This is a genomic window from Kribbella sp. NPDC026596, from assembly GCF_040638415.1.
Lineage (GTDB): Bacteria > Actinomycetota > Actinomycetes > Propionibacteriales > Kribbellaceae > Kribbella.
The window spans coordinates 213117-236381 of sequence record NZ_JBEZYF010000005.1 but is presented as its reverse complement, the minus strand read 5'-3'; the positions used below and the strand labels follow the sequence as shown (position 1 = coordinate 236381).

The following is a 23265-nucleotide window of genomic DNA, read 5'->3' as shown; positions in this document are numbered from 1 at the left end:
GGGAGTCACAGGAGTCGCCAAGCGCTCCAACATCCCGACCCGCCACCACCAGCATAAGAGCTACCCAGGTGGCTTGACTTCCCTTAGGAACTCAGCTACTTGTCGACCGGCGGCGTCGGCTCGGGATCGGGGACGTCGACCTGCGGGTCGGCGTTCGGGTCGGGCTCGGCGGGGACGTCCGGCAGGTCGACGGCGGGGAAGGTGTCGGGGGCGGTGGCCCAGACCGCGGCGGCCGCGCGGGCCGCGTCGGCGGCGTCGGTCTGGCGCTCGTAGTTCTTGATGTCGAGCGCGTACGCCTGCACCACCGCGGACAGGTCCCTGCGGAGTGCCTTGTGCACCCAGAGGGCGTAGGCCTGGGTGCGGGCCTCGATGAAGTTCTTGAGTTCCTGCATCTGGGCGGGGGTCATGTCGTCGTCGTCCTCCGAAGAGCCTGGGGTGAAGTCGCCACGGGCGATCGCGGCACGGGCCGCCGGTCCGGGGCAGTCGGTCCCGTCCGGGCGGACCGCGGAGTGCGGCCTGATCGCCGTACCGCGGGGGAAGATGCGGCGGAAGTCGGCGATCACCGCGCGGGTGGTCGCCTTCATCGCCGCGGTCGGCTGCTCGCCGGTGACCAGGACGAGCAGGATCGCGCCGTACCGCTCGTTCAGGTCGTTGTTGCCGTTCGCGCCGGACTGGATGCGCAGGCCGCGCAGCGCCCAGGCCCGGCCGGCCTGGTCGACCGCGACCTGGTACGCGATGTCGGACCAGCCGCGGGTGTCCATGTGGTAGTCCTGCCACCCGCGCAACGCGGACGCGACCGCGGCCTTGCTGTGGATGACACTCGTCGACCCGGTCCCGGGCCAGTGGATCACCGCGCCTTCGACCCGGGACACGGTCAGGCTGCCCGGGCCGTCGTTCGGCGATCGCGCGTTCCATGCGGACCGGGGTAGATATACGACCATCAATGCTCCTCACATGGCTCACAGCACCCATACCCCACGCTGGCGCTCGGTAATCAACCGATAACACTCGGCACGGGCCCGTCAAGCGATGGGCGCATCCTTCCAGGACCGGAGGGCATTCGGGGGACGGCGAGTACCGAATGAAGTCTTGACATCGTTGTCTCGACTTGATGAGCTTCCGCTCGGACATCTCTGAAACGTTTCCAACCGCCGCCCAGGCCGCGCCGTCGACGAGGCCAACGAGGAGTTCGATCATGGTCGTGATACGTCCTTCGCGCGCCCTGCGCGCTGTCCTGTCCGGTGCGGTCGCACTGGCCCTCGGGATGGTGTCGGCACCGCCGGCCGGAGCCCAGCCGGGCCAGGCCGCCGACGGTCCGACCGCGGTCGCGCGGGCCCGGGTCGCCGCCGACGTGCTGATGAGTTCGTACGAGCCGGTGAAGGCGTGGTTCCCATCGAGCTGGTGGAACTCAGCGGTCGCGCTGCAGACCATCGGCGACTACATGCAACGCACCGGCGACCGGCGCTTCCTGCCGCAGCTGGACAACACGTTCGAGAAGGACAAGGGAGTCTTCCCGGCCGGCTACCTCTCGGGTGATCCGCTGCTGGGCAACTTCACCAGCCGCGCGATCGACGATTCCGAGTGGTGGGGGCTGACCTGGATCCAGGCCTACGACCTGACCAAGAACCGCAAGTACCTCGACATGGCGGTCACGATCGCCGAGTACGTCGAGGGCTACTGGGACCCCAGCTCGTGTGGTGGCGGCGTCTGGTGGGACGGGGAACGCACGTACAAGAACGCTGTCACGAACGGACTCTGGATCCGCCTGACCGCCGAACTGCACAACCGGCTGCCTGGTGACAGCCGCTGGCTCGGCCGGGCGCAGGAGGGCTGGAACTGGCTCACCGGCAGCGGAATGATCAACTCCAATGGCCTGGTCAACGATGGTCTCAACGGCAGCTGTGAGAACAACGGCGGCACGGTCTGGAGCTACAACCAGGGACTGGCGATCGGTGCCGGTCTGGAGCTGTGGCGGGCGACCCGGAACCCCGCGCTGCTGACCACCGTACGGCGGCTGGCCGACGCCGCGATCGGATCCGGTGGCCTGGTGACGGACGGCGTACTGACCGAGTACTGCGATGCTCCGGATCGGCAGTGCGACGACAACGGCAAGCAGTTCAAGGGAATCTTCCAGCGGTACTGGATGGACCTCGCCGACACCACCCATGACGCGCGGTACGCCGCCTTCGTCCAGCAACAAGCCACCAGTGTGTGGGACCGCGACCGTGACGCGGCCGGACGGCTGGGGGAGCGTTGGTCCGGTCTGACGAATGCAGATCATCCGAACGCCTTCGACTGGCGTACTCAGGCCAGCGCGCTGAGCGCCCTGATCGCCGCCGTACCGAAGCAGACTCCGAATCAATCACTGTCGGCGACCCTGAGCCCCGCCCAGCCGGTGGTGATGCCGGCGAGCGGCCCGACCCACGTCAAGCTCAAGGTCGATCTGCAGGCCACTGCGCCGGCTGGTGCTCCGGTCAAGGTCGACGTGAAGGCGGCGGCGCCCGCCGGGTGGACAGTGACACCGGTTCGCTCGACGACCACGCTGCATCCGCGCGGGAACGCCGTACCCGCGAAGTCGAGTGTCGACCTGGACGTGACGATTCCCGGCGGCGCGGCCGACGGGCACTACGCGGTGACCGCGACGGCGATGTCTGGTAGCAAGCTGGCGTTCAGTGCGCAGGCCGACATCCTGGTGGCGCACAACGTCGACTTCGACACCGGTACGGCGGCCGAGACGCCCTGGTTGTGGGACGCGGACGGCTCGCAGAGCAACGGCGTGCAGAACCGGTTCGCCGACGGCAACTCGTACTTCGTCTACCGCTTCCCGTTCCCGGCCGATGCCACCGCGGCGCACGCGACGCTGACGATCGACAACGAGTACGTCGTTCAGGTCAGCGGTGACGGTCAGAACTGGACCACTGTCCTGACCGAGACCCGCCAGATCCACGGCGGCGAGAACAAGGCCGACCAAACGATCGACCTGACCCCGTACCTCGGTCCGGACAAGGCCGCCTACATCCGGGTCTCCGACTCCTTCCCCACCGACGGCTGGGGCGGCCGCGTCTACCACCTGAGCGCGAGCTACAGCTAGGAGTTCTTCAGCAGCGGCAGGAGCTGGTCGCCGACGCGGATGGTCTCCTCTCGGTACGGCGTGTCGGACAGAATGAAGTGGGTGATGCCGAGGTCCTGGTATCCCCGCAAGGACTTCGCCACGTCCTCGGCCGATCCGACGAGCCAGGTCGTGCCGGCGCCGCCTCCGCCGTATTTGGCGGGCGCGGTGTACAGGTTGTCGTCCAGGACCTCACCGCGCTCGGCGAGCTCGAGCAGGCGCTGCTGGCCGACGGCCTTGAACCAGCGGCGGTCCTTGGAGCCATGCGCCTCGGCCATCGTCGCGACCCTGGCCTCGGCGTCGGCCCAGGCCTGCTCGGTGGTGTCGCGGATGAGCGTGGTGATCCGCAGCCCGAATTCGAGCGGCGCGTGCGCACGCTCGAGGTCGGACTCCAACTGCCGCAGCGTGCTGATCCGCTCGGCGATCCCGTCCAGCGGCTCACCCCAGAACAGCTGTACGTCGGCATCCGTCGCTGCCACCCGCTGCGCGGCCTCCGATGCTCCACCGAAGTACAGCCGCGGATGCGCCCGCCCTTCCCGTACGGCGGGATGCGTGGCGACTGTGGACCCGGTCACCGAGAAGTGCTCGCCCGTGAAGGTCACGTCCTCCTCGGTCCACAAGCGCCGTACCAACTGCAGGAACTCACGGGTACGTGCGTACCGCTGGGCCTGATCGCCCTCGGAGTCGCCATACGCGGCGAGGTTGTCCTGGCCCGACACGATGTTGATCAGCAGGCGCCCGCCGGTGAGCTGGTCGAGCGTGCCCGCGGCCGACGCGAAGTGCGCCGGCTGCCAGTACCCCGGCCGGATCGCGACCAGCGGCTGGAAGGTCGTCGTCCGCGCGGCCAGCGCGGTCGCGACCGTGAAGGTGTCGGGACGGCCCCACCCGGTCCCGAGCAGCGCTCCGCCCCAACCGTGGTCTTCGGTGAGCCGGGCCAGCTCGGTCAGCCGGTCGAGGCTGTTGTGTCCCTGGACGGCGTCGTCCCCGCGGTGACCGGGAGCGACCTGGTTCGGGATGTACCAGAGGAAAGTCATGTAAACAGTTTATGTTTACCTGATTAGTCGACTTTGGAATCGTCTCGCGGTCTGGTCAAGCCGACCGTGCCGGGGTGACGCTGGGTTCATGACTGTGCAGGGGTTGAGCGCGCAGCAGCTGGCGGAGCGGGGGAAGGCAGTGCGGAAGGATGTTCCGCGAGGCTCGCACGCGGAGTTCCGTCCGGGCAAGAAGCGGGATCCGATCGGGCTGCTGATCGGCCAGGCGGAGGGGCGGGTCCCGGAGCTGGTGCCGATCCGGCACGGCCGGATGCTGGTGTCACCGTTCACGTTCTATCGCGGTGCGGCACTGGTGATGGCGGCGGATCTGGCCCGGGCCCCCACGACCGGACTGTCGGTCCAGCTCTGCGGCGACGCGCATCTGTCGAACTTCGGTGCCTACGCGTCGCCGGAGCGGCGGCTGGTGTTCGACATCAACGACTTCGACGAGACGCTGCCCGGTCCGTTCGAGTGGGACGTCAAGCGGCTGGCGACCAGTTTCGTGGTGGCCGGCCGGGACAACGGCTTCAGTGCGAAGAAGTGCCGCCGCCGCGCGCGGACCGCCGTACGGAGCTATCGCGAGGCGATGCGCGAGCTCGCGCAGCAGTCGATCCTCGCCGTTTGGTACGCGCGCCTGGACATCGAGGACATGATCGCGCAGTACAGAGCCAGGCTGTCGTCGCGCGAGCGCAAGCGGCGCAAGTCCGAGCTCAAGACCGCCCACCGGAGGCTCGCGAAGGCGTACACCCGCGACAACCTGCAGGCGATCGGGAAACTGACCACGGTGGTCGACGGCCGCCGGCGGATCGTCTCCGATCCGCCGCTGGTGATGCCGCTGAACGAGCTCGCGGGCATCGACAGCGAGGCCGTGCTCGATCAGCTGAAGACGCTCGTCACGGACTATCGCGCCACCCTGCAGCAGGATCGGCGGCACCTGCTCGATCACTTCCGGCTCACCGACGTCGCGCACAAGGTGGTGGGTGTCGGCAGCGTCGGCACCCGGGCCTGGATCCTGCTGCTGGAGTCGACCGTTGCGGACGAGGCCCTGCTCATCCAGGCCAAACAGGCCGGTCTGTCCGCGCTCAGCGAGTACGCCGGCGCTTCGGAGCACGTGAACCAGGGGGAGTGGGTGGTCGCGGGCCAGCGCCTGATGCAGGCCGCCAGCGACATCTTCCTCGGCTGGCTCCGCGCCGATACGCCGGACGGCGAGCAGGACTACTACCTGCGGCAACTCCGCGACTGGAAGATGTCCGCCGACATCGAGGATCTGAACCCCAAGGCGATGAAGCTCTACGCCCAGCTCTGCGGCTGGACCCTGGCCCGCGCCCACGCCCGTTCCGGCGACCGCTTCGCGATCGCGGCGTACCTGGGCAAGTCCAAGCGCTTCGACTGCGCCGTCGCCGACTTCGCCACGGCCTACGCCGACCAGAACGACCGCGACTACACAGCCCTGTCCCAAGCCGTCGCCTCCGGCCGCGTGCAGGCGATGTCGGGCCTCTGACTCAGTACTGCGATTTGTGGGCTTCAGTTTGTTTCCGTGTTGGACGGAAACAGGGGGTCGTGACCAGGATGCTGGAAACGTTCCCGCGACGGTCGGAGGATCCGATGGCTGAGGCAAGGCGACGTTCGCTCGGTGTGGGTGGACCGGAGGTCAGTGCGCTCGGGATGGGGTGCTGGGCGATCGGGGGACCGCATGCGCGGCAGGGGAGTCCGGTGGGGTGGGGGGTGATCGACGACGACGAGTCGAAGCGGGCGCTGCGACGTGCGTACGACCTCGGGGTGACGTTCTTCGACACCGCCGACGTCTACGGTTGCGGGCACAGCGAGAAGCTGATCGCCGCCGCGCTCGGCGACGTGCGGGACGAGATCGTGATCGCGTCCAAGGCCGGTTACACCTACGTCGAGGAGACGCGGGAGGCACCGGGGGAGAACGGCGACCCGGACTACATCCGGTGGGCCTGTGACGAATCACTCCGCCGGCTCGGCACGGATCGGATCGACCTGTACCAGTTCCACCTCGGCGGCTACGACCTGGCGAAGGCGGACGACGTACTCGCGGTGTTCGAAGAGCTGGTCGCGGCCGGAAAGGTCCGGGCGATCGGGTGGAGCACGGACAGCCCGGAGCGGGCCACCGTGTTCGCGAAGAGCGAGCACTGCAAGGCGATCCAGCAACACTTCAATGTCTTCGGCGGCAATGACCAGGTGCTCGAACTGTGCGAGCAAAGCGGTCTCGCGAGCATCGTCCGCGGTCCGCTCGGCATGGGCCTGCTGACCGGCAAGTTCACTCAGGACAGCAGTCTGCCGGCGGACGACGTACGGCACGGCTGGAACTTCCGGTCCGGCGACCAGGCCGAGTCCCTCCGCCGCCTCGACGCCATCCGCGACGTGCTCACCTCCGGCGGCCGCACCCTGGCCCAAGGCGCCCTCGCCTGGCTCTGGGCCCGCAGCGAAGCCTTCATCCCCATCCCCGGCTTCAAAACCACAACCCAGGTAGAAGAAAACGCCGGCGCCCTGGCCTACGGCCCGCTGTCCTCCGACCAACTCGCCGAGGTGACCACGATTCTCACTCGGTAACTGCGCGGCTGCCCGCGGCAGCCGATTCCTTTGCGCGGTGGCGGGGGTCTACCTGGTAGAAGGGCCGGCCCGCTGGACGGGCCGGTCTCGATCATGCCGAGAAAGGAACGGTGATCGCCGTGAGCATCCCCGCCACCATCCCCGTCACCATCCCCGCCACCATGCGCGCCCTGCAGCAGACGTCCCGCAATGGTCCGCAGGACATGCGGCTGATCACCGACGCACCGGTGCCCGTGCCTGGCCGAGGGGAGGTCTTGATCCGGGTCACCGCCGCCGGGATCAACTTCGCCGACATCTCGAGGGCCCACGGTACGTTCCTGGATGGTCCAAGGCCGCCGTACCTGGCCGGTTTCGAGGCCGTCGGCGAGGTCGCCGCGGTGGGCGAGGAGGTGACCGGCCCCCGCCCTGGGACTCGCGTCATCGGCGTCGGGAACGGTGCGTTCGCCGAGTACATGGTGTTGCCCGCGGCCGCAGCGATGGCGGTGCCTGGAGCCTGGACGGAGCAGCAGACGTTGGGCTTGGTCGTGAACTGGCCCACCGCGCTGGCCGCACTCAAGCCTCTGGGCGGCATCGCTGTCGGGCAGACTGTGCTGATCCATGCCGCGGCGGGTGCGACCGGCCAGGCTGCGGTGCGAATGGCCAAGCACTACGGCGCGACCGTCATCGCCACCGCCTCTGCAGGCAAGCACGAGACCGTAACCGCGCTGGGTGCCGACCACGTGCTGGACTCCGTCGGCGGCGACCTGGTCGCCGAGGTGCTGCGGCTGACCAGCGGCGCCGGGGCCGATCTGGTGCTGGAGTCCGCAGGCGGCACGACCTTCGAGGCCAGCCTGGCCGCGGCCAAACGGGTGACCGGGCGGGTCATCGTCTACGGCCTGGCAGGCGGCGACGCCACGATCACCAATTGGGACCTGGTGTACAGACACCAGGTTCACATCATCGGCCTCAACATCGGCGTGCTGATGCAGGCCGCACCGCAGATCTTCGGTGAGCTGATGGCCGAGCTGTTCGCGCTCATCGCTGCCGGGGTGCTCACCCCCGGCCGGCCCACGGCGTACGACTTGGCCGACGGCGCGAAGGCGCTGGCGGAACTGGAAGCCAGGGCCACCATCGGCAAGCTGGCCCTGCTGCCGTGAGTCGGCCCATCGAGGAACCAGCGGATCGTCGGCCTAAGCTCGCCGCATGACGACGCAGTTGCGGGCGACTCCGGCTCAAGATCGGTTCGCGGCCGAGACGGAGCGGTTTCGGCGGGAGCTGTTGGCGCACTGCTACCGCATGGTGGGCTCGGCGTACGACGCCGAGGACCTGGTGCAGGAGACCTACCTGCGGGCGTGGCGGTCCTACGCCGGATTCGAGCGCCGCGCGTCGATCCGATCCTGGCTCTACAAGATCGCCACCAACGTGTGCCTGAGGGCGTTGGAGCCGCGCCGTATCCGGGTACTGCCGTCGGGACTAGCCGGCCCGTGCGACGAACCCGACCGCGTGCCGACTCCTGCCGCGCCGGGCGAAGTCTCGTGGCTGGAGCCGTTGCCGGACGCGTGGATCGCCCCGCCCATCGATGATCCGGCCGCCGTGGTGGTCGCGCGGGAGTCGCTGCGGCTGGCGCTCATCGCGAGCTTGCAGCACCTGCCGGCCCGTCAGCGCGCGATCCTCATCCTGCGCGAGGTGCTGGCCTTCTCCGCGGCCGAGACCGCGGAAGTCCTCGACACCACCACCGCCGCGGTGAAGAGCGGCCTGCAGCGCGCCCGCGCCCGGCTCAACGAACTGGAGCCGGAGCCCGCGGAGCTGCTCGAACCGACCGACCAGCGGGCCCGCGCGCTGCTGGACGGGTACATCGCGGCCTTCGAGCGGTCCGACGCTGCCCTGCTGGAGAAGGTGCTGCGTACGGACGCCACGCTGGAAGCGACGCCGTTCCGTGACTGGCAGGCAGGCCGGGCGATGTGCATCCACGTGCTCGGCGCCTACGTGCTGGGCACCCCGGGCCATTGGCGGATGCTCGCGACCACCGCCAACGGGCAACCCGCGGCCGTCGTGTACTACCGGTCCGCGGACGGCGTGCTCCGGGCGAACGGCGCCGTGGTGCTGGCCACCGCCGCCACCGGTGTCTCACGTGTGGTCGCGTTCCACCACGAGCCCACACTGGTCGAGCTGTTCGGCTTCCCGGACGTGTACCCGGACTGATCCCGACCTGATCCCGACCCTGAACGGCCGAGGCCCCCGATCGCCGGAGCGGTCGGGGGCCTCGTCGTACGGCAGGGGTTGCGAACTCAGACGTCGTAGTAGAGCTCGAACTGTTGCCGCACCGTTGGCAATCGTTGGTTGCCAACGGCAATGTGCCTCTGACCTGGGCACTCATGGTTGGTCACCGTTGGATGCCGTTGGTCCCGGACTGCTGTCTGACGGAACAGGGACGGAACAACGGAGCCGCGGACCTCCCGCAGACCGGTCTACCTCAACCCCATCAGAACTGAGCGGCCCCAGCACGGCGATCGAAGCGCCGGCCAGGGCCTAGATCCGGAAAGCTGGTTCCGAACCATGAGCATCATGCTATGCACTGCCCGCACCACCCCGATCGCGGCGCCTACCGCGCCGCGTGAATCCTGGCTCGCCCGTCTGGTCACGTCCGTACGCCGGCCGTCCCGTGACGAACTGGCCAACGATGCCTACGACTGCGGCAAGCTGTACGGCGAGCACCTCGGTCGCCTGCTGGCGTGGGACCTGTACCGGCCTCTTGTCGAGGCAGCGAAGGTCGGCAACCTCTCCTCGGAGCAGGTGGCCGCGGTCGCGGAGTTCGTCGACGAGTGCGCCACTGAGAAGCTGAACCCGGGTGCACGATGACCACGCCGGGTCCGGTGGCGCCCAACGCTGAGGATGTCCTGATGGCTGCCGCTGACAGCGCCCTAGGACGTCTCCTGAGGACCGTCACGGCGGAGCCTCACCGGCTGTCGGTAGAGGCGCTGGAAGAGCGTCTCGCGGCGCTCCAGGGTCGGCCGGAGGAAGAGATCCGGGCCGGCCTGCAGGAGATCGCCAACGAGCTCGAACTTCACCGCTTGGGCTATGACCACGGGTATGAGGATGGCGACGCTGCGGGGTACGACCGCGCCATCAACGACGCGATCGACCACCCGGACACCTTCGCGGACCGACTGCAGGAGATCCGGTCGTGACCGGCGAGCGCGTAATCGTCACGAGGACGGAGATCGGGCAGTTGCACGAGAAGGCCACCGAGATGCTGGCGATCATCAACGCCATCCTGCAGCGACCCGAACCGACGCCGGTCGAGAAGACCGAAGGCGGTTGGCCGGTCCTCGGACGGGATCCCGAGGAGCAGCCGTGAACCCCTACAGCGACGGCCTGCAGCACGGCTACGCCGACGCACACAAGGCGATCCGGGAGATCCTCGCCCTGGACGTCTCCGACGCCGAGAAGCTGAGGCTGATCGGCCACCGGGTCGCCGACCCGAAGTGGACCGACACCGGCAGTGGTCCAGGATGGCCGCCTGGCGGCGTCGTCGAACTGCCAGACTCACCGGATGACGAAGGAGGAGAGACGCTGTGAGAGATGAAACCGACAAGTGGTTACGCCCGATGGTTGAGGCAGCCGAGATTCGGGAGATCGACATCATGTCGCTGATGTCCGCGGCGACGATGCCCGCGGCCGAAGCCGATGACCCGTGGCTGGACAAGTTGCAGTCGTACGCACCCAGCGGGGCCCTGAGAGGTATCGCCTGGGTGCGGTTCGGCCAACTGCTCCGGCACGAGCTCGGATGGGACGACACCTATCCAGCGTTCCCGGACTACCCCGAGATCCGCGACTAGTTGCCGCAAGCAAAAAGACAGCACCCCCAGCCGAACGGGAAAGGCTGGGGGTGCTGCTGTGTGGGCGCTGGTCGAGTCATTGCCTTTCGCTACGAAGGGCTCTCCGGCCATCCGTTCCGCGGTGGGCCCAGAAGAGTCAGCCGGTCGCGGCGTGGTTGACGCCCCGCTTCGTCCGCGCCGGTGGTCGGCGCCGCGGCTGCTGCACGCCGCCTGTCGTCGTCCCGAGCTGCGCCTCGAGCGCCGCGGTGACCACGTCCGCGAGCGTGACCCCGTCAGCCTCGGCCCTGGCATACGCCGCCGCAACGAGGTCAGCCCGAATCGGTGCGTGCAGCAACCGGAACTCGCTCACGTGACGTCCAGGACCCGGAACGCGTTGTCGACGACGGAGTCCGAACCGGTCCGGAACCACAGCATCGCGCCACGCTGTCCGGTCGGCCGGCCGTTCGTGCCGACGACGTTCTGGATGAGCTCGATGCCGGTCCCGATCCGGTCCGCGATCACGAAATTCCGGAAGTCGCCGTAGAGCAGCACCTTGTTGGTCTGGGTGGCGTTGATGACGCCATCCATGTTGGACAGCTCGTGCAGCGGCCGGTTCAGCAGCCTGCCGTCGGAGATCTCCGGGAACAGCCGCGCGCCCGCGGTGGTCTCCATCTGCGACATCAGGTTGATGATCGGCAGCGCCGCACACCAGCGCGCGTTGGCCTGGAACCGCGGCGGCAGGTTCTCCTGCAGCTTGTACACGTCACCCTTCGCGAACACGTCCGTCGTCGTCGACGCGACGATCGACCCGACCGGCAGCGCGGTGATGATACCGGTCGGCTGCCCGGAGCCGGTGCCGGTCGTGTATGCCGTCGCCATCAGCTGATCGGCGGCGTCGTTCAGGAGGATCCCGAGCTCGTTGGCGAAGTTGCCGCCGGAGTCCATGCCGACCTCGTACGAGAACGGCACCCACGCGTCACCGAAGTACACCGGGATCGGCGCCGGGTCGGTCCCCGGCGTGAGCTCGGTCGCCTCCGCACCCTCGCTCTTCCACTCAGCCGAGACACCGGCAGACGTGACACCCTGCCAGGTGTTCGAGATCGTCTGCACGACGCGGGAGATCTGCCGCAGCGGGTTCGTCGACCCGTCGCTCGTGAGCATGATCGCCGGATCCAGGTTCAGCGGCAGCAGCTCGGAGTTCCCCGAGAGCGTCATCGCCTTGAGCTCGACCTGTACGGCCTTCGCCGTCCGGTAGGCCTCCTGCTCGCGCGCCGACCACAGCAAGTGTCCGCGGCTGGGGTCGGCGAGGAGCTTCCCGAAAGCCTTGCTGTACTCCGGGTCACCGGTCGCGGTCACCCACCGCGCCGCGAGCGTCCGATCACCGGCGTCGGGGAGGTCGAGCAGTCCGTGCGCCTTCTCCGCGGCGTGATCCGGCAGCTTCCGCGCCTTCACCACCTGGTCGAGCACCCGCTTGGCCTGGTCGACGACCGACCGGCCGTACACCGTGCCGCCGTCGGTGGCGCCCGGCTCGGAACCAGACTCGGTGCCGGCCTTGCCACCGTCCAGCGCGTCGTGGACCTTCAGTTCCTCGTTGCACATCTCGATCGCGGCCTCGCGGCGGCGGATGCCGACACGCAGGTTCTCCGCCCGATCGTCGTGGCCCTTCGTCATCGCGGTCGTCAGCTGACTTTTCAGCTGCTCGAGCTCGGCGGCGGAGTCAGCCTTGTACTGCTCAACCTGGGCACGTGTTCCGGCCATGGTTCACCTCTCAGCAAGTTCGTAAGGGGCGACGGTCGCGGGTGCGCACAGGCAGCGGCGGGAGTCGCGGGAATGTCGGGGTGAACCAATCAGCTCGACAAGGCTCATGTTAACCCGCCGTCCGACACGTAGCCGAGTCGGCGCGCTTCTGTCGGGTCCATCTGGCCGGCCATGAACCGGCGCGCGGCCGGGGACAACCTCGGCGCGGATGCGAGCGCGTCGTGCGCCGCGAAACTCAGCTCAGGGTGCTGGAGCTCGAACTCGTCGAAACGCAGACGGTCGATCTCATCCATGGTGGGTCTCCTTCTCGCTGATCTGCGCCCAGATCCGGGCGTGCAGGGCTTCCAGTTCGGCGGGCGGCGTGTACCAGAGGTGCCGGACGTCGCGCCGGCCGCAGCGCTTGCCGTACACGGTCTCCTTGTTCGGGCACATCCCGGTCAGGTGCAAAGCGTCAGGGTCATCGCCGACGAAGTGCGCCCAGCCGCTCTCATCCGGCCCCGGCTCGACCGGAGAGACCGCCTCAGTCCTACGGCGCGCCATCACGCACCCGCCTGTCCGCGTCGGCTCCAGCGGCTCTCAGCGGCCCGCTGCGCCTGTGCAGACCGCGGCGACGGAACCGCGTTGCCCTCCGGATCCGGCAACCCCATCTGCGCGATCAGCTTCGCCAGCACGCCGCGTGTCGCGTTCACCTGCGACACCGCCGGATGCACCCGCGTCTGTCCCAGCGACCCCAGCACGGTCACACCATCGCGCGAGATCGCCGCACGCAGGTCGTCCAGCTGATCCAGGCAACGGCACGCCTCAGCCAGCAACTCGAGCTCGTCGCGGTTCACCTCCCACACCGCGAGCACATCGCGCCAGAACGCGCGCCCACGGGCACCTAGACCGGCCGGCGCTTTCGGCTTAGTCGACATCAGACCTCCAAGTGGAAAACGAGAACAGGCAGTGCTCTGAGGGCGAGACGGGTGGACCGGGGGTCAGTCGTGGGGCCTCGGTTACGTCATGACCCCGCCCCCCCTGTTACGTGACACGGAACGCTCGGGGAGAGATGGCGACTGGCGCGGGGGTCAGCGCGTGGGGATGCTTCCTTGACGGCTTACCGCCCCCCTGGTGGTCGCACTGGTCGCAGCAAGCGCGGCCGGACAGCCAGCGCCTGACCTCGCAGCCGTTGCTTGTGGCACCACAGCTGGTGCAGTTGTCGGCCGTCATGACGCCTCCTGGTGCTCGGAGCACAACCACGTTGGGTCGTAGCGCATCTGCAGGCGCTGGCAGTTCGGGCAGTCGATGGCGGGTTCTGAGCTCTCCTGCGTCCCGTCCGTCCCGGCGTCCCGAGAGCCGTGTTTCCGCAGGTCACGCGGTGGGACGCTGTCTGAGACAGCGTCCGTCCCGTCATCCGTCCCACCCGGATTTGCGGCCTGACCTGCGTGTTCCTCGTCCCCTCGGTCGACGTGGGACGTTGGGACGCTTGGGACGTACCTCCCCCACGGATCGGTCAGGTCAGCGCGGTAGTACCCCTTGGCTTGCTCGCCACCGATCCGGACGTTCCGGGACCGGACACCGTACGGCTTGAGCAGCTTCGCCAACCCACGGTCGGTCAACGGCCTGCCGTACCAGTCCGCCCACGGGGCCTCAGGTACGGCGTGCAGCTTCGCCAGAACCTCCGCCGTGAACATCACCTCGGTGTCCGTGTCGTCGGCCCACAACTCGTACAGGTCGGCCAAGAGGCGTTCGCCCGCGGTGCTCTCCTCGGTCGCTGCCGTGCCGGTCATGATCAGGCAGGCGCGGCGCGCACGGTCCGGCCAGTCCCCGCCGGCATAGTCAGCGACGACCACGAGCGGTTCCCATGTGTCGGCCGCCCGATCCTGTACCGGCATGGTCGGCTCGAGCAGCGTGAGCTTGTCGACGGCCGGACGGATCCAGGCGTGCAGCTTGTCGCGCAGTTCGCGGAGCGCGGGAACGTTGCGGCGCCGGAAAGCCGACACCGTCTCGTTGGGTCCCCGGCGCCTCATGCCGACGATCACAGCGCGGTCCTCGATGGTGTCGGGCATGTCGCCGATGCCACCGAGCACGGCCATCCCGAATGTCGGGCACTCCTCGAGCTGGCGCGCGGTCATGTCCCACCGCAGGTACGGAACGCCGCGGGAGTGGCCGGCGTTGATGAACCCGCGCAGGTCCTCGGCGACGCCGTCCTTGCTGGACTTCTGCCCACCAAAGATCGTGTCCGCCTCGTCGAGCAGAATCGTCGGCGGGTCGTCACCGCCGATCGACCGGACCAGTGCGGCGGTCGAGCAGTTCGCGGTTCTCAGTGGCCGATAGCAGGTCTCGGCGATGATCTCCTGCAGACGGCTCTTGCCGCACCGCTTGATCGGCGACTTGATCACCAACCGGGTGGCGTGCTCCCACGCGGGCTGTGCATGGGTAGCGGCGACGTACAGAGTGACCGCGTCAGCGGCCTCCGCCGATGGGAACACGACGTACTTGGTGAGTGTCGCGTGCAGCTCGTCGAGCAGACGTGCGCCTGACCCCTCTTCGGCGAGCACCTCAGTCATCCACTTGTCGAACTCGGCTTGGTTCTGGGGGTCCATCACGCCACCCCCCGACCGACGAAGTCACCGGAGCGAGGCTTGGCCCACTCGGCGAGGTCGCGTAGGTGCTGCTGATACGTGGGGTCCGCTTCGAGTTGCTCTTGCTGCAGGCAACGGCTGGCGAAGTGGTCAGGGTCGGGGATCAGGTCCCATGGCGACGGCATCCGGCGTTCGCGCGGTGTCGACTGGCCACGGCGGTGGACAGTTCCGTCGTACAGATCGCGGAATCCCAACCCGAGCCCGGCTAGGACTTCCTCGGTCTCGCAGCCGGCGAAGCACGTCACGTGCAGCGGTCCGTCTGGGTTCCGCGGGTTGTTCCGTACGGCGAGCGTCAGTCCGCGGGAGCCGTGCGCAGGGCACTGTGACCGCGCGCCGTTGGCCGACTCGGTGACCTTCAGTCCCGCCGTACGCAGCGCGTCCACAACGTTGTCGTAGGCGGTCATACTGGCCACCCGCCATCTCTCAGCATGACGTGGACCAAACGACTCACGCTGGCGGTCTGGTGCTCTAACGAATCGATACCGTGCCGGTCGTCGACCCGCAGGACGAGCCAACCCTCGGACCGCAACCAGGCGTCACGCTCGGCATCTTTGGCCGCACCTTCCGGTGAGCGGTGAAACCAGCCGTCCACCTCGATAGCGACCTTGATTTTCGGCCACGCGAAGTCGAGCCGATACTTCCCCACGTTGTGCTGCTGCGCGAAGGTATGGCTGGCGCGCACGAGCCGGTAGGCAACACGGTCCTCAAGGTCAGTCCCAGCCTGAAATCCCGCCTCCTCGATGACGCGCTGCATGTGCTGACGGATCGGGGTCGCTCTCATGACTCACCGCCGCGCAGCTTCCACAACGGCTTGAGCTCGGCGAGGTACACGGTCGCGTTCTCACCGCGAGCGGTGGCTTTGCCGGCCGCGCGCTCGGCGGACGCCGCGGTCAGGAAGCAGCGACGTCGGTACTTGCCACCAGTGACCTCGACCACGAGCACGAACGCTCCGTCTACAGCAGTGGCAACGGCGTCCAGTCCGCCGAGTGGGGTTAAAGTGGACTCGAGCTTCTCGCTGTCGCTCCCAGGGGCCGCCTCCGGGCGGCTCTTGTCGTTCACGCGGCTGAGTTGTCGTTCTGTGCGGCACGCTGAGCCGCGATCCACGCATCGAGCTCGGACTCGTAGGCAACCACCTTCCGGCCGAGCTTGAACGTGAACGGCAGCTCACCGCGGTGCCGCTTGTATCGGATCGTTGCCTCAGGCATGCGTGTGCGGTTCGCGATCTCGGGCAGGTCCAACAGTCGATCTGTCACGACCGTTCCCTTTCGGCTAGATGACGTTGGCTCTATGGAACAGTCGTTGGCTATTGACGGTCAAGGCTAAGCGGGGTAGCGTCATTTCCGCTTAGGAATGGAGGCGAGATGCCGAGACCCAAGCCAGCCCGACAGCTGGAGAGCGAGAGAAACCTCGCCGAGCGCATCCGGTACGAGCGTGAGCGCAAGGGGTGGAGCTATGCCGGCCTTGCGGCACGCCTCACCAATGCTGGCTGCGCGATCGACCAATCCGCGCTCTACAAGATCGAGAAGTCTGACCCACCCCGGCGGATCACGGTGGACGAGCTGGTCGGCTTTGCTGCCGTGTTCGGCATCGCCATCGAGGATCTGCTGTTGCCACTCGAGGTCGCGCTGGACCGCGAAGTCCGGGGGTTGCTGAAGGAGTGGCGTAGCAAACGCCGCGAGCTCGACGAGGTGATCGGCAAGATCGCCCAGTACGGCATCGATCATCCCGACTCGGAAGCCTTGTTTGAGGAGATGATGACCGAGGGCGACCGTCGGGCCGCCATCAACTATGCGACGGCCGCCATCGATGAGGCGATCAAGTCAGGCCGGTTCAAGGGCAAGACGATCGAGGACATGAACGCTGCTGCTGCGGCGCAGGGTAAGAAGCGAGGCCGCAGCTAATGGGCTTCACGAAGGATCTGTGGCACAGCACGACCACGGACGCCGAGGGCAACAAGGTCAAGGCGCGGACCGCGCGGTTCGGTAAGGGCCGACGCTGGCTGGCGGTTTGGCACGAAGCTGACGGGCGCGAGCGAACGAAGGCGTTCGAGCGGAAGACCGACGCTGACCGGCACTGGCCGACGCAGGAGACTGACGTCAGCCGCGGCGCGTATATCACCCCGGCTGACGCCGCAACCACGGTCGACCAGTGGTGTGACACCTGGCTCGCTGGGTACGCCACCCGCCGAACGTCGACGGTACGGCAGGCGAAGACTCACGTCGCACTGATCCGGAAGGCGTTCGGCGCGCTACCGCTGACCGGCGTACGTCCCTCGGCAGTACGTAGCTGGTGCGCCCAGCTGAAGGCGGACGGGTACGAGCAGAGCTACGTCTACGCGCTGCATGCAAGGCTCTCGCAGATCATGAGTGACGCCGTGCACGACGGCATCCTGTCGCGAAACCCCTGCAGCCGCCGTACCTCTCCGGGCGCGGGCAAGCAGCGGCCCTACTGCGCGACCACCGAGCAGGTGTGGGCGATCTACGATCTGTTCCCGGAGCACCTGCGCCCAGCGGTCCTACTGGGCGCGTTCGCCGGTCTGCGGATCGCTGAGGCGTGCGGAGCTCGCTCGGAGGATACGGATTTCATGCGCGGCGTCTTCACTCCTGCCGTGCAGTGGCCGGCTGAGCCACTCAAGACAGAGACCAGCAAGACGCCCGTGCCGATCCCCTCGGAGCTGACGCTCGAGCTGTCGGCCGCGGTCGCCCGCTGGGGGAGTGCGTGGCTGGTCACGGATGCGGCTGGTGGGCAGGCGTCGCCGTGGTCGGTGGAGCGCGCGATGCGGACGGCGCGGAAGAAGGTGCCGGGCCTGCCTGAGGGCTTCCGGTTCCAGGACCTCCGCCACTTCCTGGCGAGCCTGCTGATCGCCTCCGGCGCCGACGTGAAGGTCGTACAGGCTCGGCTTCGTCACGCCAGCGCCAAGACCACACTCGACACCTATTCGCATCTGTGGCCGGACGCAGATGAGTCGACCCGCGCCGCCGTTGGTGCAGTGCTGGCGGCACGGGCCGAAGGTCTCACGGAACAGCCACGGAACGCGGGCCGGTCATGACCGCGTCCATGCAGGTCAGAGCAGGGTTACGACCTACACGTCGTAGTAGAGCTCGAACTCGTGCGGGTGGGGGCGGAGCTGGATCGGGGCGATTTCCTGCTCGCGCTTGAGGTCGACCCAGGTCTCGATCAGGTCGGAGGTGAAGACGTCACCCTCGAGCAGGAACGCGTGGTCGGCCTCGAGGGAGTCGATCACCGCCGGGAGCGAGGTGGGGACCTGCGGGATGCCCGCGTGCTCCTCCGGCGGCAGCTCGTAGAGGTCCTTGTCGACCGGGTCGGCCGGCTCGATCTTGTTGCGGATACCGTCCAGGCCGGCCAGCAGCTGGGCCGAGAAGGCCAGGTACGGGTTGGCGGACGGGTCCGGGCAGCGGAACTCGATCCGCTTCGCCTTCGGGTTGGACCCGGTGATCGGGATCCGGATGCAGGCGGACCGGTTGCGCTGCGAGTAGACCAGGTTGACCGGCGCCTCGAAGCCCGGGACCAGGCGGTGGTAGGAGTTCACCGTCGGGTTGGTGAAGGCCAGCAGCGACGGGGCGTGCTTGAGCAGGCCGCCGATGTACCAGCGGGCGATGTCGGACAGGCCGCCGTACCCGGACTCGTCGTAGAACAGCGCGTCACCGTTGGAGAAGAGCGACTGGTGGACGTGCATACCGGAGCCGTTGTCGCCGAAGATCGGCTTCGGCATGAAGGTCGCCGTCTTGCCGGCCGCCCAGGCGGTGTTCTTGACGATGTACTTGAACTTCTGCAGGTTGTCCGCGGTCTTCAGCAGCTCGTCGAAGCGGAAGTTGATCTCTGCCTGACCGGCGGTGCCGACCTCGTGGTGGGCGCGCTCGACGATCAGCCCGGACTTCTCCAGGTTCAGCGTGATCTGGTCGCGCAGGTCACCGAAGTGGTCGGTCGGCGCGACCGGGAAGTAACCACCCTTGTAGCGCACCTTGTACCCGCGGTTGCCGCCGTCCTCGACGCGGCCGGTGTTCCAGGCGCCGGCGACGGAGTCGATCGAGTAGTAGCCCGAGTTCTGCTTGGTCTCGAACCGGACGTCGTCGAAGACGTAGAACTCGGCCTCGGGCGCGAAGAACGCGGTGTCCGCGATGCCGGTCGACTTCAGGTACTCCTGCGCCTTCCGCGCGATGTTGCGCGGGTCACGCGAGTACGCCTCGCCGGTCAGCGGGTCGTGGACGAAGAAGTTGATCGCCAGCGTCTTCGTCCCGCGGAACGTGTCGAGGAAGGCGGTGGTCGGGTCCGGCAGCAGCTTCATGTCCGATTCGTGGATCTGCTGGAACCCGCGGACCGACGAACCGTCGAACATCAGGCCCTCTTCGAACACCTCGGGCCCGAACGACGACACCGGGACGGTGAAGTGCTGCATGATGCCCGGCAGGTCGGAGAACCGGACATCGATGATCTCGATGCCTTCGTCCTTGACGTAGGCGAGCAGCTCCTCAGCGCTGGAAAACATACGTACTCCTAGGGTGGCTCAGAGATTGATCTGAACGTAGGGCCTCGGCATTACTCGGTCGTGACCCCAATGTTTCGCGGATGTTACGCCCAGCGTGTCCGCGCTGACCCACTGGTGTACGGCGGTGACGCCCTGAGATCTCGCGGTCCGCTGTCGGCGGGGCGTGGGCGCTTCCGTAGGCTAGCCATCATGGCATCATCGGCGCAGCCGGGCACAGGACCCTCCGAAGAATTCCGTTTTCCGGGGAACCGGCTCGGCCTGCCACAGGACGGTCCGGGCTCGGTCGCGACGTGGGGCCGGCGCGTCCTCGCGCTGTTCGTGGACTGGCTGATCGCCGCGCTGATCGCGTCAGCGGTCACCTCGAAGCCCATCTGGGCCGGCGGGAACGACTTCAGCACCGCGCAGCTGGTCACGTTCTTCGCGATGACCGCGATCCTGACCGGCCTCGTGGGCGGGACGATCGGTCACCGACTGTGTGGGCTCCGGGTGATCCCGGTCCGCGGCGGTACGACGTACACCTCACAACCCGGCCTGCTCGCCGGTGTGATCCGCGCCGTGCTGATCTGCCTCGTCATCCCTGCAGTGGTTTTCGACCGGGACCGGCGAGGACTCCACGACCTCGCCGCAAAGACGGTCGTCGTCCAGCGACAAGTCAGCGGCGCGTGAGGCGGAGTTGCACGTCGTCTAGGTAACCGGTGCGGAAGCCGGCCTCGGAGTAGGCCAGGTAGAACTCCCACATCCGCTGGAAGGTGCCGTCGAAGCCGAGGGCCTCGATGGCCGGCGAGCGGTCCATGAAGCGGTTCCGCCAGATCCGCAGCGTCCGCGCATAGTCCGCGCCGAGGTGGCGGATCACCTCCGGCCGCAGGCCGGTGTGCCGGGTGGTGACGTCCTCGATCACCTTGATCGACGGGATCAGGCCGCCGGGGAAGATGTACTTCTGCACCCAGGTGAACGTGTTCCGGGTCGCGAGCATCCGCTCGTGCGGCATCACGATCGCCTGCACCACGGCGACCCCGCCCGGCGCCAGCCGTCGCTCGATCGCCTCGAAGTAGACCGGCCAGTACTTCTCGCCGACCGCCTCGATCATCTCCACACTCAGCACGGCGTCGAACTCGCCGATCTGGTCGCGGTAGTCACGCAGCGCCACCTGCACCCGGTCACTCACCCCGGCGTCCGCGATCCGGCGCTGCGCGAGCAACGCCTGCTGCGAGGCGATCGTGATCGCGGTCACCCAGGCGCCACGCTGGGCCGCGCGGATCGCCAGACTGGCCCAGCCACAGCCGATGTCCAGTACGCGCGACCCGGACACAACGCCGGCCGCGTCGAGGATCGAGTCCAGCTTGTTCAGCTGCGCCTGGGTGAGTTCGTCGTACGACGCCGTCGCGAGGTCGGCCGTGACAGCGGAGGAGGCGTCGCCGCCGAAGTACGCCGCGGAGTACGTCAGCGTGGGGTCGAGGAACTCGGAGAACATCGCGTTGCTCAGGTCGTAGTGCCGGCTGACGTTCTCGCGGGCGCCGGCCCGGTCGTTCTCCTGGTCACCCGGCTGTGAGCGGGTCACCAGCCAGCGCAGCGACTGTGCCCACTTCGGCAGCAGGTGCCGGGTCTCCTCGTTGCTGAACCGCTCGGCGAAGGGGACCAGCAGGTCGGCCAGGTCCGTGCCAGGCTCAGGGTCCCAGTCGCCGGCCAGATAGGCCTCGCCGAACCCTGATCCGGCGTCCTGCCCCAGCCGGTCCAGGAAATGTGCTCCCCGGTGGACCCGCATCGCCGGGCCGCCCAGGCCGTAGGTCCGGTTCTCCAGGTGGATCGTGGCCGGCAGGTCCTTGGCGATCAGACGGATCGCGGCCAGCGCGCCGGCCCGGCGTACCGGGTTCGAGCGCGGGCGGGCCAACGTCGGCCACGTCTCCGCCACCGGCTGGTGCACACCCGCCGGTAAAAGATCCGTCATGGTCGTCAACCTCGTGTCCTCGATCCGTCAGCGCCCGCACACAGTCGCACCTTAAGGCCCGACCGCCACCCCACGACGCGACACGAAGGCACACACGTGCCACGTCACGACTGATCAACTGCTGAGCGGCTGCCGGGTTACCGGCAGCTCACTCAGCGAAAGGTGTTCGTTCGCCCCCCGGCGCCGATCAGCGCCCCTGTCAGCGCCCCTGTCAGCGCCCCTTCATGGCCTGCCGTGCGCCCTTGAGGCTGGTCGGGACCGGGCCCTTCGGCATCGGCACCTGCGGGCGGACGGCGTCCAGCGCCTTCAGCCGCTGCAGCAGGTCGGTGATCTCCGACGGCTGCAGCGCCTGCGGCAGCTTCATCACGTGCTTGGTCAGCTTGCGGATGTCGATCTCGCCCTCGCCCTGACCGGCGACGATCTGGATCACCGGGGCGCCACCGGCCACCCGGGTGTGCTTCTTGCCCTCGGCGGCGAGCAGGTTCTTCACCCGGCTCGGCTGGCCCTCGCCGACCAGGACGATGCCCGGCCGGCCGACGACGCGGTGCACGATGTCGGCGTTCTTGGTGACCGCGATCGCGGGCGTCACGGTCCAGCCCCGGCGCAGCGTCTGCAGCGCGGACGCGGCCGCACCGGCCTGCCCCTCGATCTGGCTGTACGCCGCCTTCTCGACCTTGCGGCCGAAGATGATGGTGGCGGCCAGGAACCCGAGCGCGACACCGAGCGGGATCCAGATCATCAGCGGTCCGACCAGGAAACCGAGCAGGACGAACACGGCGACGACACCGAGGAAGATCCCGGCGAGCACCAGGCCGACCGTCGGGTCGGACTTCTTGGTCAGCTTGTACGCGGACCGGATCTGCTTGAGCCGACTGGTCTTCTCTTCGGGCGCGTCGTTCTTGGCCATGTCTCCCGGGTCCTTACTGAGCCTTTTGAGCGGAGTTCATCCGCGATTCCACAGCCTGACGGTACAGCCGACCGGCCCGGTACGACGAACGCACGAGCGGTCCCGACATCACTCCGGCGAAACCGATCGCCTCGGCCTCGTCCTGCAGTTCCACGAACTCCTCCGGCTTGACCCACCGCTCGACCGGGTGGTGCCGCACCGAGGGGCGCAGGTACTGGGTGATCGTGATGATCTCGCAGCCGGCGTCGTACAGGTCGAGCAGCGCCTGGCTGACCTCCTCGCGGGTCTCGCCCATGCCGAGGATCAGGTTGGACTTGGTCACCAGGCCGTAGTCCCGGGCCTGGGTGATGACGTTCAGCGAGCGCTCGTAGCGGAACCCGGGCCGGATCCGGCGGAAGATCCGCGGCACCGTCTCGACGTTGTGCGCGAACACCTCCGGCCGGGACGAGAACACCTCGGCCAGCTGCTCCGGTGCGGCGTTGAAGTCCGGCGCCAGCATCTCCACGCCGGTGCCCGGGTTGAGCTCGTGGATCTGGCGGATCGTCTCGGCGTACAGCCAGGCGCCGCCGTCGTCCAGGTCGTCGCGGGCGACGCCGGTCACGGTCGCGTACCGCAGGCCCATGGTCCGGACCGACTCGGCCACCCGGCGCGGCTCGTCGCGGTCCAGGTCCTCCGGCTTGCCGGTGTCGATCTGGCAGAAGTCACAGCGCCGGGTGCACTGGTCGCCGCCGATGAGGAACGTGGCCTCGCGGTCCTCCCAGCACTCGAAGATGTTCGGGCAGCCGGCTTCCTGGCACACCGTGTGCAGTCCCTCGGACTTCACGAGTTTCTGCAGCGCCTGGTACTCCGGGCCCATCTTGGCGCGGGTCTTGATCCACTCGGGTTTGCGCTCGATCGGGGTCTCCGCGTTGCGCACCTCGAGCCTGAGCAGTTTCCGTCCTTCTGGGGCGATGGTCACGCCCTCAAGGGTACGCGGCCCCGGTCAGCAGCCATCCACCCGTAGGCTGACGAGC

29 protein-coding genes are annotated in these 23265 nt (G+C 68.0%); 13 read left to right on the top strand and 16 right to left on the bottom strand.

Annotation, left to right across the window (positions count from 1 at the left end):
• Positions 1 to 95: 95 nt before the first annotated feature.
• Entirely contained in the window at positions 96 to 941 is an 846-nt protein-coding gene (locus tag AB0E63_RS06330; protein ID WP_360362239.1) for a peptidoglycan recognition family protein, read from the bottom strand.
• 254 nt (positions 942 to 1195) lie between these two features.
• Here AB0E63_RS06330 and AB0E63_RS06325 point away from each other — a divergent pair, with 254 nt between their 5' ends.
• Entirely contained in the window at positions 1196 to 3091 is a 1896-nt protein-coding gene (locus AB0E63_RS06325) for a glycoside hydrolase family 76 protein (protein WP_360362236.1), read from the top strand.
• Here AB0E63_RS06325 and AB0E63_RS06320 read toward each other — a convergent pair.
• Positions 3088 to 4143, bottom strand: a complete 1056-nt coding sequence (locus AB0E63_RS06320; RefSeq protein ID WP_360362233.1) for an LLM class flavin-dependent oxidoreductase — start codon at positions 4141 to 4143, stop codon at positions 3088 to 3090. The genes AB0E63_RS06325 and AB0E63_RS06320 overlap by 4 nt on opposite strands.
• 88 nt (positions 4144 to 4231) lie before the next feature.
• Between AB0E63_RS06320 and AB0E63_RS06315 the strand changes: the two genes are divergently transcribed.
• From AB0E63_RS06315 to AB0E63_RS06275, 9 genes are all read left to right on the top strand, one after another.
• Positions 4232 to 5641 (top strand): DUF2252 domain-containing protein, encoded by a 1410-nt coding sequence (locus AB0E63_RS06315; protein ID WP_360362230.1) that lies wholly within the window; start codon positions 4232 to 4234, stop codon positions 5639 to 5641.
• A gap of 104 nt (positions 5642 to 5745) precedes the next feature.
• Positions 5746 to 6714 carry an aldo/keto reductase gene (locus AB0E63_RS06310; protein ID WP_360362227.1) on the top strand — a complete coding sequence of 323 codons (969 nt, stop codon included), beginning with the start codon at positions 5746 to 5748 and terminating at the stop codon, positions 6712 to 6714.
• 119 nt (positions 6715 to 6833) lie between these two features.
• A complete protein-coding gene (locus AB0E63_RS06305) occupies positions 6834 to 7850 on the top strand; it encodes a zinc-binding dehydrogenase (protein WP_360362224.1) in 1017 nt (338 codons plus the stop codon).
• 46 nt (positions 7851 to 7896) lie between these two features.
• Positions 7897 to 8895 carry an RNA polymerase subunit sigma-70 gene (locus tag AB0E63_RS06300; protein WP_360362222.1) on the top strand — a complete coding sequence of 333 codons (999 nt, stop codon included), beginning with the start codon at positions 7897 to 7899 and terminating at the stop codon, positions 8893 to 8895.
• A 354-nt stretch (positions 8896 to 9249) separates the two neighbouring features.
• Entirely contained in the window at positions 9250 to 9552 is a 303-nt protein-coding gene (locus tag AB0E63_RS06295) for a hypothetical protein (protein ID WP_360362219.1), read from the top strand.
• Positions 9553 to 9593: 41 nt separating this feature from the next.
• On the top strand, positions 9594 to 9881 hold the full coding sequence (locus AB0E63_RS06290; RefSeq protein WP_360362217.1) for a hypothetical protein: 288 nt from the start codon (positions 9594 to 9596) through the stop codon (positions 9879 to 9881).
• Positions 9878 to 10051: a hypothetical protein gene (locus AB0E63_RS06285; RefSeq protein ID WP_360362214.1), complete on the top strand. Its 174-nt coding sequence runs from the start codon at positions 9878 to 9880 to the stop codon at positions 10049 to 10051. Before AB0E63_RS06290 ends, AB0E63_RS06285 begins: the two co-directional genes overlap by 4 nt.
• The gene (locus tag AB0E63_RS06280) at positions 10048 to 10272 is read left to right on the top strand and encodes a hypothetical protein (RefSeq protein ID WP_360362211.1); all 225 of its coding nucleotides are present in this window, start codon (positions 10048 to 10050) and stop codon (positions 10270 to 10272) included. The genes AB0E63_RS06285 and AB0E63_RS06280 overlap by 4 nt, the downstream gene beginning before the upstream one ends.
• Entirely contained in the window at positions 10269 to 10532 is a 264-nt protein-coding gene (locus tag AB0E63_RS06275; RefSeq protein ID WP_360362208.1) for a hypothetical protein, read from the top strand. The genes AB0E63_RS06280 and AB0E63_RS06275 overlap by 4 nt, the downstream gene beginning before the upstream one ends.
• Before the next feature lie 136 nt (positions 10533 to 10668).
• Here the strand turns inward: AB0E63_RS06275 and AB0E63_RS06270 are convergent, their stop codons facing one another.
• From AB0E63_RS06270 to AB0E63_RS06225, 10 genes are all read right to left on the bottom strand, one after another.
• Positions 10669 to 10881, bottom strand: a complete 213-nt coding sequence (locus AB0E63_RS06270) for a hypothetical protein (RefSeq protein ID WP_360362206.1) — start codon at positions 10879 to 10881, stop codon at positions 10669 to 10671.
• Positions 10878 to 12269: a phage major capsid protein gene (locus tag AB0E63_RS06265; RefSeq protein WP_360362203.1), complete on the bottom strand. Its 1392-nt coding sequence runs from the start codon at positions 12267 to 12269 to the stop codon at positions 10878 to 10880. Before AB0E63_RS06265 ends, AB0E63_RS06270 begins: the two co-directional genes overlap by 4 nt.
• A 104-nt stretch (positions 12270 to 12373) precedes the next feature.
• Positions 12374 to 12562: a hypothetical protein gene (locus tag AB0E63_RS06260; protein ID WP_360362200.1), complete on the bottom strand. Its 189-nt coding sequence runs from the start codon at positions 12560 to 12562 to the stop codon at positions 12374 to 12376.
• On the bottom strand, positions 12555 to 12809 hold the full coding sequence (locus AB0E63_RS06255; protein ID WP_360362197.1) for a hypothetical protein: 255 nt from the start codon (positions 12807 to 12809) through the stop codon (positions 12555 to 12557). Before AB0E63_RS06255 ends, AB0E63_RS06260 begins: the two co-directional genes overlap by 8 nt.
• Positions 12809 to 13183 (bottom strand): P27 family phage terminase small subunit, encoded by a 375-nt coding sequence (locus tag AB0E63_RS06250; protein ID WP_360362194.1) that lies wholly within the window; start codon positions 13181 to 13183, stop codon positions 12809 to 12811. Before AB0E63_RS06250 ends, AB0E63_RS06255 begins: the two co-directional genes overlap by 1 nt.
• 291 nt (positions 13184 to 13474) lie before the next feature.
• Positions 13475 to 14854 (bottom strand): DUF3631 domain-containing protein, encoded by a 1380-nt coding sequence (locus tag AB0E63_RS06245; protein WP_360362191.1) that lies wholly within the window; start codon positions 14852 to 14854, stop codon positions 13475 to 13477.
• Positions 14854 to 15297 (bottom strand): hypothetical protein, encoded by a 444-nt coding sequence (locus AB0E63_RS06240; RefSeq protein ID WP_360362188.1) that lies wholly within the window; start codon positions 15295 to 15297, stop codon positions 14854 to 14856. The genes AB0E63_RS06245 and AB0E63_RS06240 overlap by 1 nt, the downstream gene beginning before the upstream one ends.
• Positions 15294 to 15647: a DUF559 domain-containing protein gene (locus AB0E63_RS06235; RefSeq protein WP_360362186.1), complete on the bottom strand. Its 354-nt coding sequence runs from the start codon at positions 15645 to 15647 to the stop codon at positions 15294 to 15296. The genes AB0E63_RS06240 and AB0E63_RS06235 overlap by 4 nt, the downstream gene beginning before the upstream one ends.
• Before the next feature lie 23 nt (positions 15648 to 15670).
• Positions 15671 to 15952 carry a hypothetical protein gene (locus AB0E63_RS06230; protein WP_360362184.1) on the bottom strand — a complete coding sequence of 94 codons (282 nt, stop codon included), beginning with the start codon at positions 15950 to 15952 and terminating at the stop codon, positions 15671 to 15673.
• Positions 15949 to 16146, bottom strand: a complete 198-nt coding sequence (locus AB0E63_RS06225) for a helix-turn-helix domain-containing protein (RefSeq protein WP_360362181.1) — start codon at positions 16144 to 16146, stop codon at positions 15949 to 15951. The genes AB0E63_RS06230 and AB0E63_RS06225 overlap by 4 nt, the downstream gene beginning before the upstream one ends.
• A 108-nt stretch (positions 16147 to 16254) precedes the next feature.
• Between AB0E63_RS06225 and AB0E63_RS06220 the strand changes: the two genes are divergently transcribed.
• Together AB0E63_RS06220 and AB0E63_RS06215 are read left to right on the top strand one after the other, a co-directional pair.
• Complete coding sequence (locus AB0E63_RS06220; protein ID WP_360362179.1) at positions 16255 to 16794, top strand: helix-turn-helix transcriptional regulator; 540 nt, start codon at positions 16255 to 16257, stop codon at positions 16792 to 16794.
• Entirely contained in the window at positions 16794 to 17942 is a 1149-nt protein-coding gene (locus AB0E63_RS06215) for a site-specific integrase (protein ID WP_360362176.1), read from the top strand. Before AB0E63_RS06220 ends, AB0E63_RS06215 begins: the two co-directional genes overlap by 1 nt.
• 33 nt (positions 17943 to 17975) lie before the next feature.
• Here the strand turns inward: AB0E63_RS06215 and glnA are convergent, their stop codons facing one another.
• Positions 17976 to 19400 (bottom strand): type I glutamate--ammonia ligase, encoded by a 1425-nt coding sequence (glnA, locus tag AB0E63_RS06210; RefSeq protein WP_360362173.1) that lies wholly within the window; start codon positions 19398 to 19400, stop codon positions 17976 to 17978.
• Between the two features lie 189 nt (positions 19401 to 19589).
• Here glnA and AB0E63_RS06205 point away from each other — a divergent pair, with 189 nt between their 5' ends.
• Entirely contained in the window at positions 19590 to 20066 is a 477-nt protein-coding gene (locus AB0E63_RS06205) for an RDD family protein (RefSeq protein ID WP_360362170.1), read from the top strand.
• Here AB0E63_RS06205 and AB0E63_RS06200 read toward each other — a convergent pair.
• The 3 genes from AB0E63_RS06200 to lipA form a co-directional block, all read right to left on the bottom strand.
• Positions 20053 to 21345 (bottom strand): cyclopropane-fatty-acyl-phospholipid synthase family protein, encoded by a 1293-nt coding sequence (locus AB0E63_RS06200; RefSeq protein ID WP_360362167.1) that lies wholly within the window; start codon positions 21343 to 21345, stop codon positions 20053 to 20055. The two genes, AB0E63_RS06205 and AB0E63_RS06200, sit on opposite strands and share 14 nt — an antisense overlap.
• Before the next feature lie 211 nt (positions 21346 to 21556).
• Positions 21557 to 22252, bottom strand: a complete 696-nt coding sequence (locus AB0E63_RS06195) for a DUF4191 domain-containing protein (RefSeq protein WP_360362164.1) — start codon at positions 22250 to 22252, stop codon at positions 21557 to 21559.
• A gap of 13 nt (positions 22253 to 22265) precedes the next feature.
• Entirely contained in the window at positions 22266 to 23210 is a 945-nt protein-coding gene (lipA, locus tag AB0E63_RS06190) for a lipoyl synthase (RefSeq protein WP_360362161.1), read from the bottom strand.
• Positions 23211 to 23265 lie beyond the last annotated feature (55 nt).

What these genes read in the sequence shown, in the direction of transcription:
- AB0E63_RS06330 (WP_360362239.1), bottom strand. Translation starts at nt 941, where the DNA reads ATGGTCGTATATCTACCCCGGTCCGCATGGAACGCGCGATCGCCGAAC.
- AB0E63_RS06325 (WP_360362236.1), top strand. Translation starts at nt 1,196, where the DNA reads ATGGTCGTGATACGTCCTTCGCGCGCCCTGCGCGCTGTCCTGTCCGGT.
- AB0E63_RS06320 (WP_360362233.1), bottom strand. Translation starts at nt 4,143, where the DNA reads ATGACTTTCCTCTGGTACATCCCGAACCAGGTCGCTCCCGGTCACCGC.
- AB0E63_RS06315 (WP_360362230.1), top strand. Translation starts at nt 4,232, where the DNA reads ATGACTGTGCAGGGGTTGAGCGCGCAGCAGCTGGCGGAGCGGGGGAAG.
- AB0E63_RS06310 (WP_360362227.1), top strand. Translation starts at nt 5,746, where the DNA reads ATGGCTGAGGCAAGGCGACGTTCGCTCGGTGTGGGTGGACCGGAGGTC.
- AB0E63_RS06300 (WP_360362222.1), top strand. Translation starts at nt 7,897, where the DNA reads ATGACGACGCAGTTGCGGGCGACTCCGGCTCAAGATCGGTTCGCGGCC.
- AB0E63_RS06295 (WP_360362219.1), top strand. Translation starts at nt 9,250, where the DNA reads ATGAGCATCATGCTATGCACTGCCCGCACCACCCCGATCGCGGCGCCT.
- AB0E63_RS06290 (WP_360362217.1), top strand. Translation starts at nt 9,594, where the DNA reads ATGGCTGCCGCTGACAGCGCCCTAGGACGTCTCCTGAGGACCGTCACG.
- AB0E63_RS06265 (WP_360362203.1), bottom strand. Translation starts at nt 12,269, where the DNA reads ATGGCCGGAACACGTGCCCAGGTTGAGCAGTACAAGGCTGACTCCGCC.
- AB0E63_RS06260 (WP_360362200.1), bottom strand. Translation starts at nt 12,562, where the DNA reads ATGGATGAGATCGACCGTCTGCGTTTCGACGAGTTCGAGCTCCAGCAC.
- AB0E63_RS06255 (WP_360362197.1), bottom strand. Translation starts at nt 12,809, where the DNA reads ATGGCGCGCCGTAGGACTGAGGCGGTCTCTCCGGTCGAGCCGGGGCCG.
- AB0E63_RS06250 (WP_360362194.1), bottom strand. Translation starts at nt 13,183, where the DNA reads ATGTCGACTAAGCCGAAAGCGCCGGCCGGTCTAGGTGCCCGTGGGCGC.
- AB0E63_RS06245 (WP_360362191.1), bottom strand. Translation starts at nt 14,854, where the DNA reads ATGGACCCCCAGAACCAAGCCGAGTTCGACAAGTGGATGACTGAGGTG.
- AB0E63_RS06240 (WP_360362188.1), bottom strand. Translation starts at nt 15,297, where the DNA reads ATGACCGCCTACGACAACGTTGTGGACGCGCTGCGTACGGCGGGACTG.
- AB0E63_RS06235 (WP_360362186.1), bottom strand. Translation starts at nt 15,647, where the DNA reads ATGCAGCGCGTCATCGAGGAGGCGGGATTTCAGGCTGGGACTGACCTT.
- AB0E63_RS06220 (WP_360362179.1), top strand. Translation starts at nt 16,255, where the DNA reads ATGCCGAGACCCAAGCCAGCCCGACAGCTGGAGAGCGAGAGAAACCTC.
- AB0E63_RS06215 (WP_360362176.1), top strand. Translation starts at nt 16,794, where the DNA reads ATGGGCTTCACGAAGGATCTGTGGCACAGCACGACCACGGACGCCGAG.
- glnA (WP_360362173.1), bottom strand. Translation starts at nt 19,400, where the DNA reads ATGTTTTCCAGCGCTGAGGAGCTGCTCGCCTACGTCAAGGACGAAGGC.
- AB0E63_RS06205 (WP_360362170.1), top strand. Translation starts at nt 19,590, where the DNA reads ATGGCATCATCGGCGCAGCCGGGCACAGGACCCTCCGAAGAATTCCGT.
- AB0E63_RS06200 (WP_360362167.1), bottom strand. Translation starts at nt 21,345, where the DNA reads ATGACGGATCTTTTACCGGCGGGTGTGCACCAGCCGGTGGCGGAGACG.
- AB0E63_RS06195 (WP_360362164.1), bottom strand. Translation starts at nt 22,252, where the DNA reads ATGGCCAAGAACGACGCGCCCGAAGAGAAGACCAGTCGGCTCAAGCAG.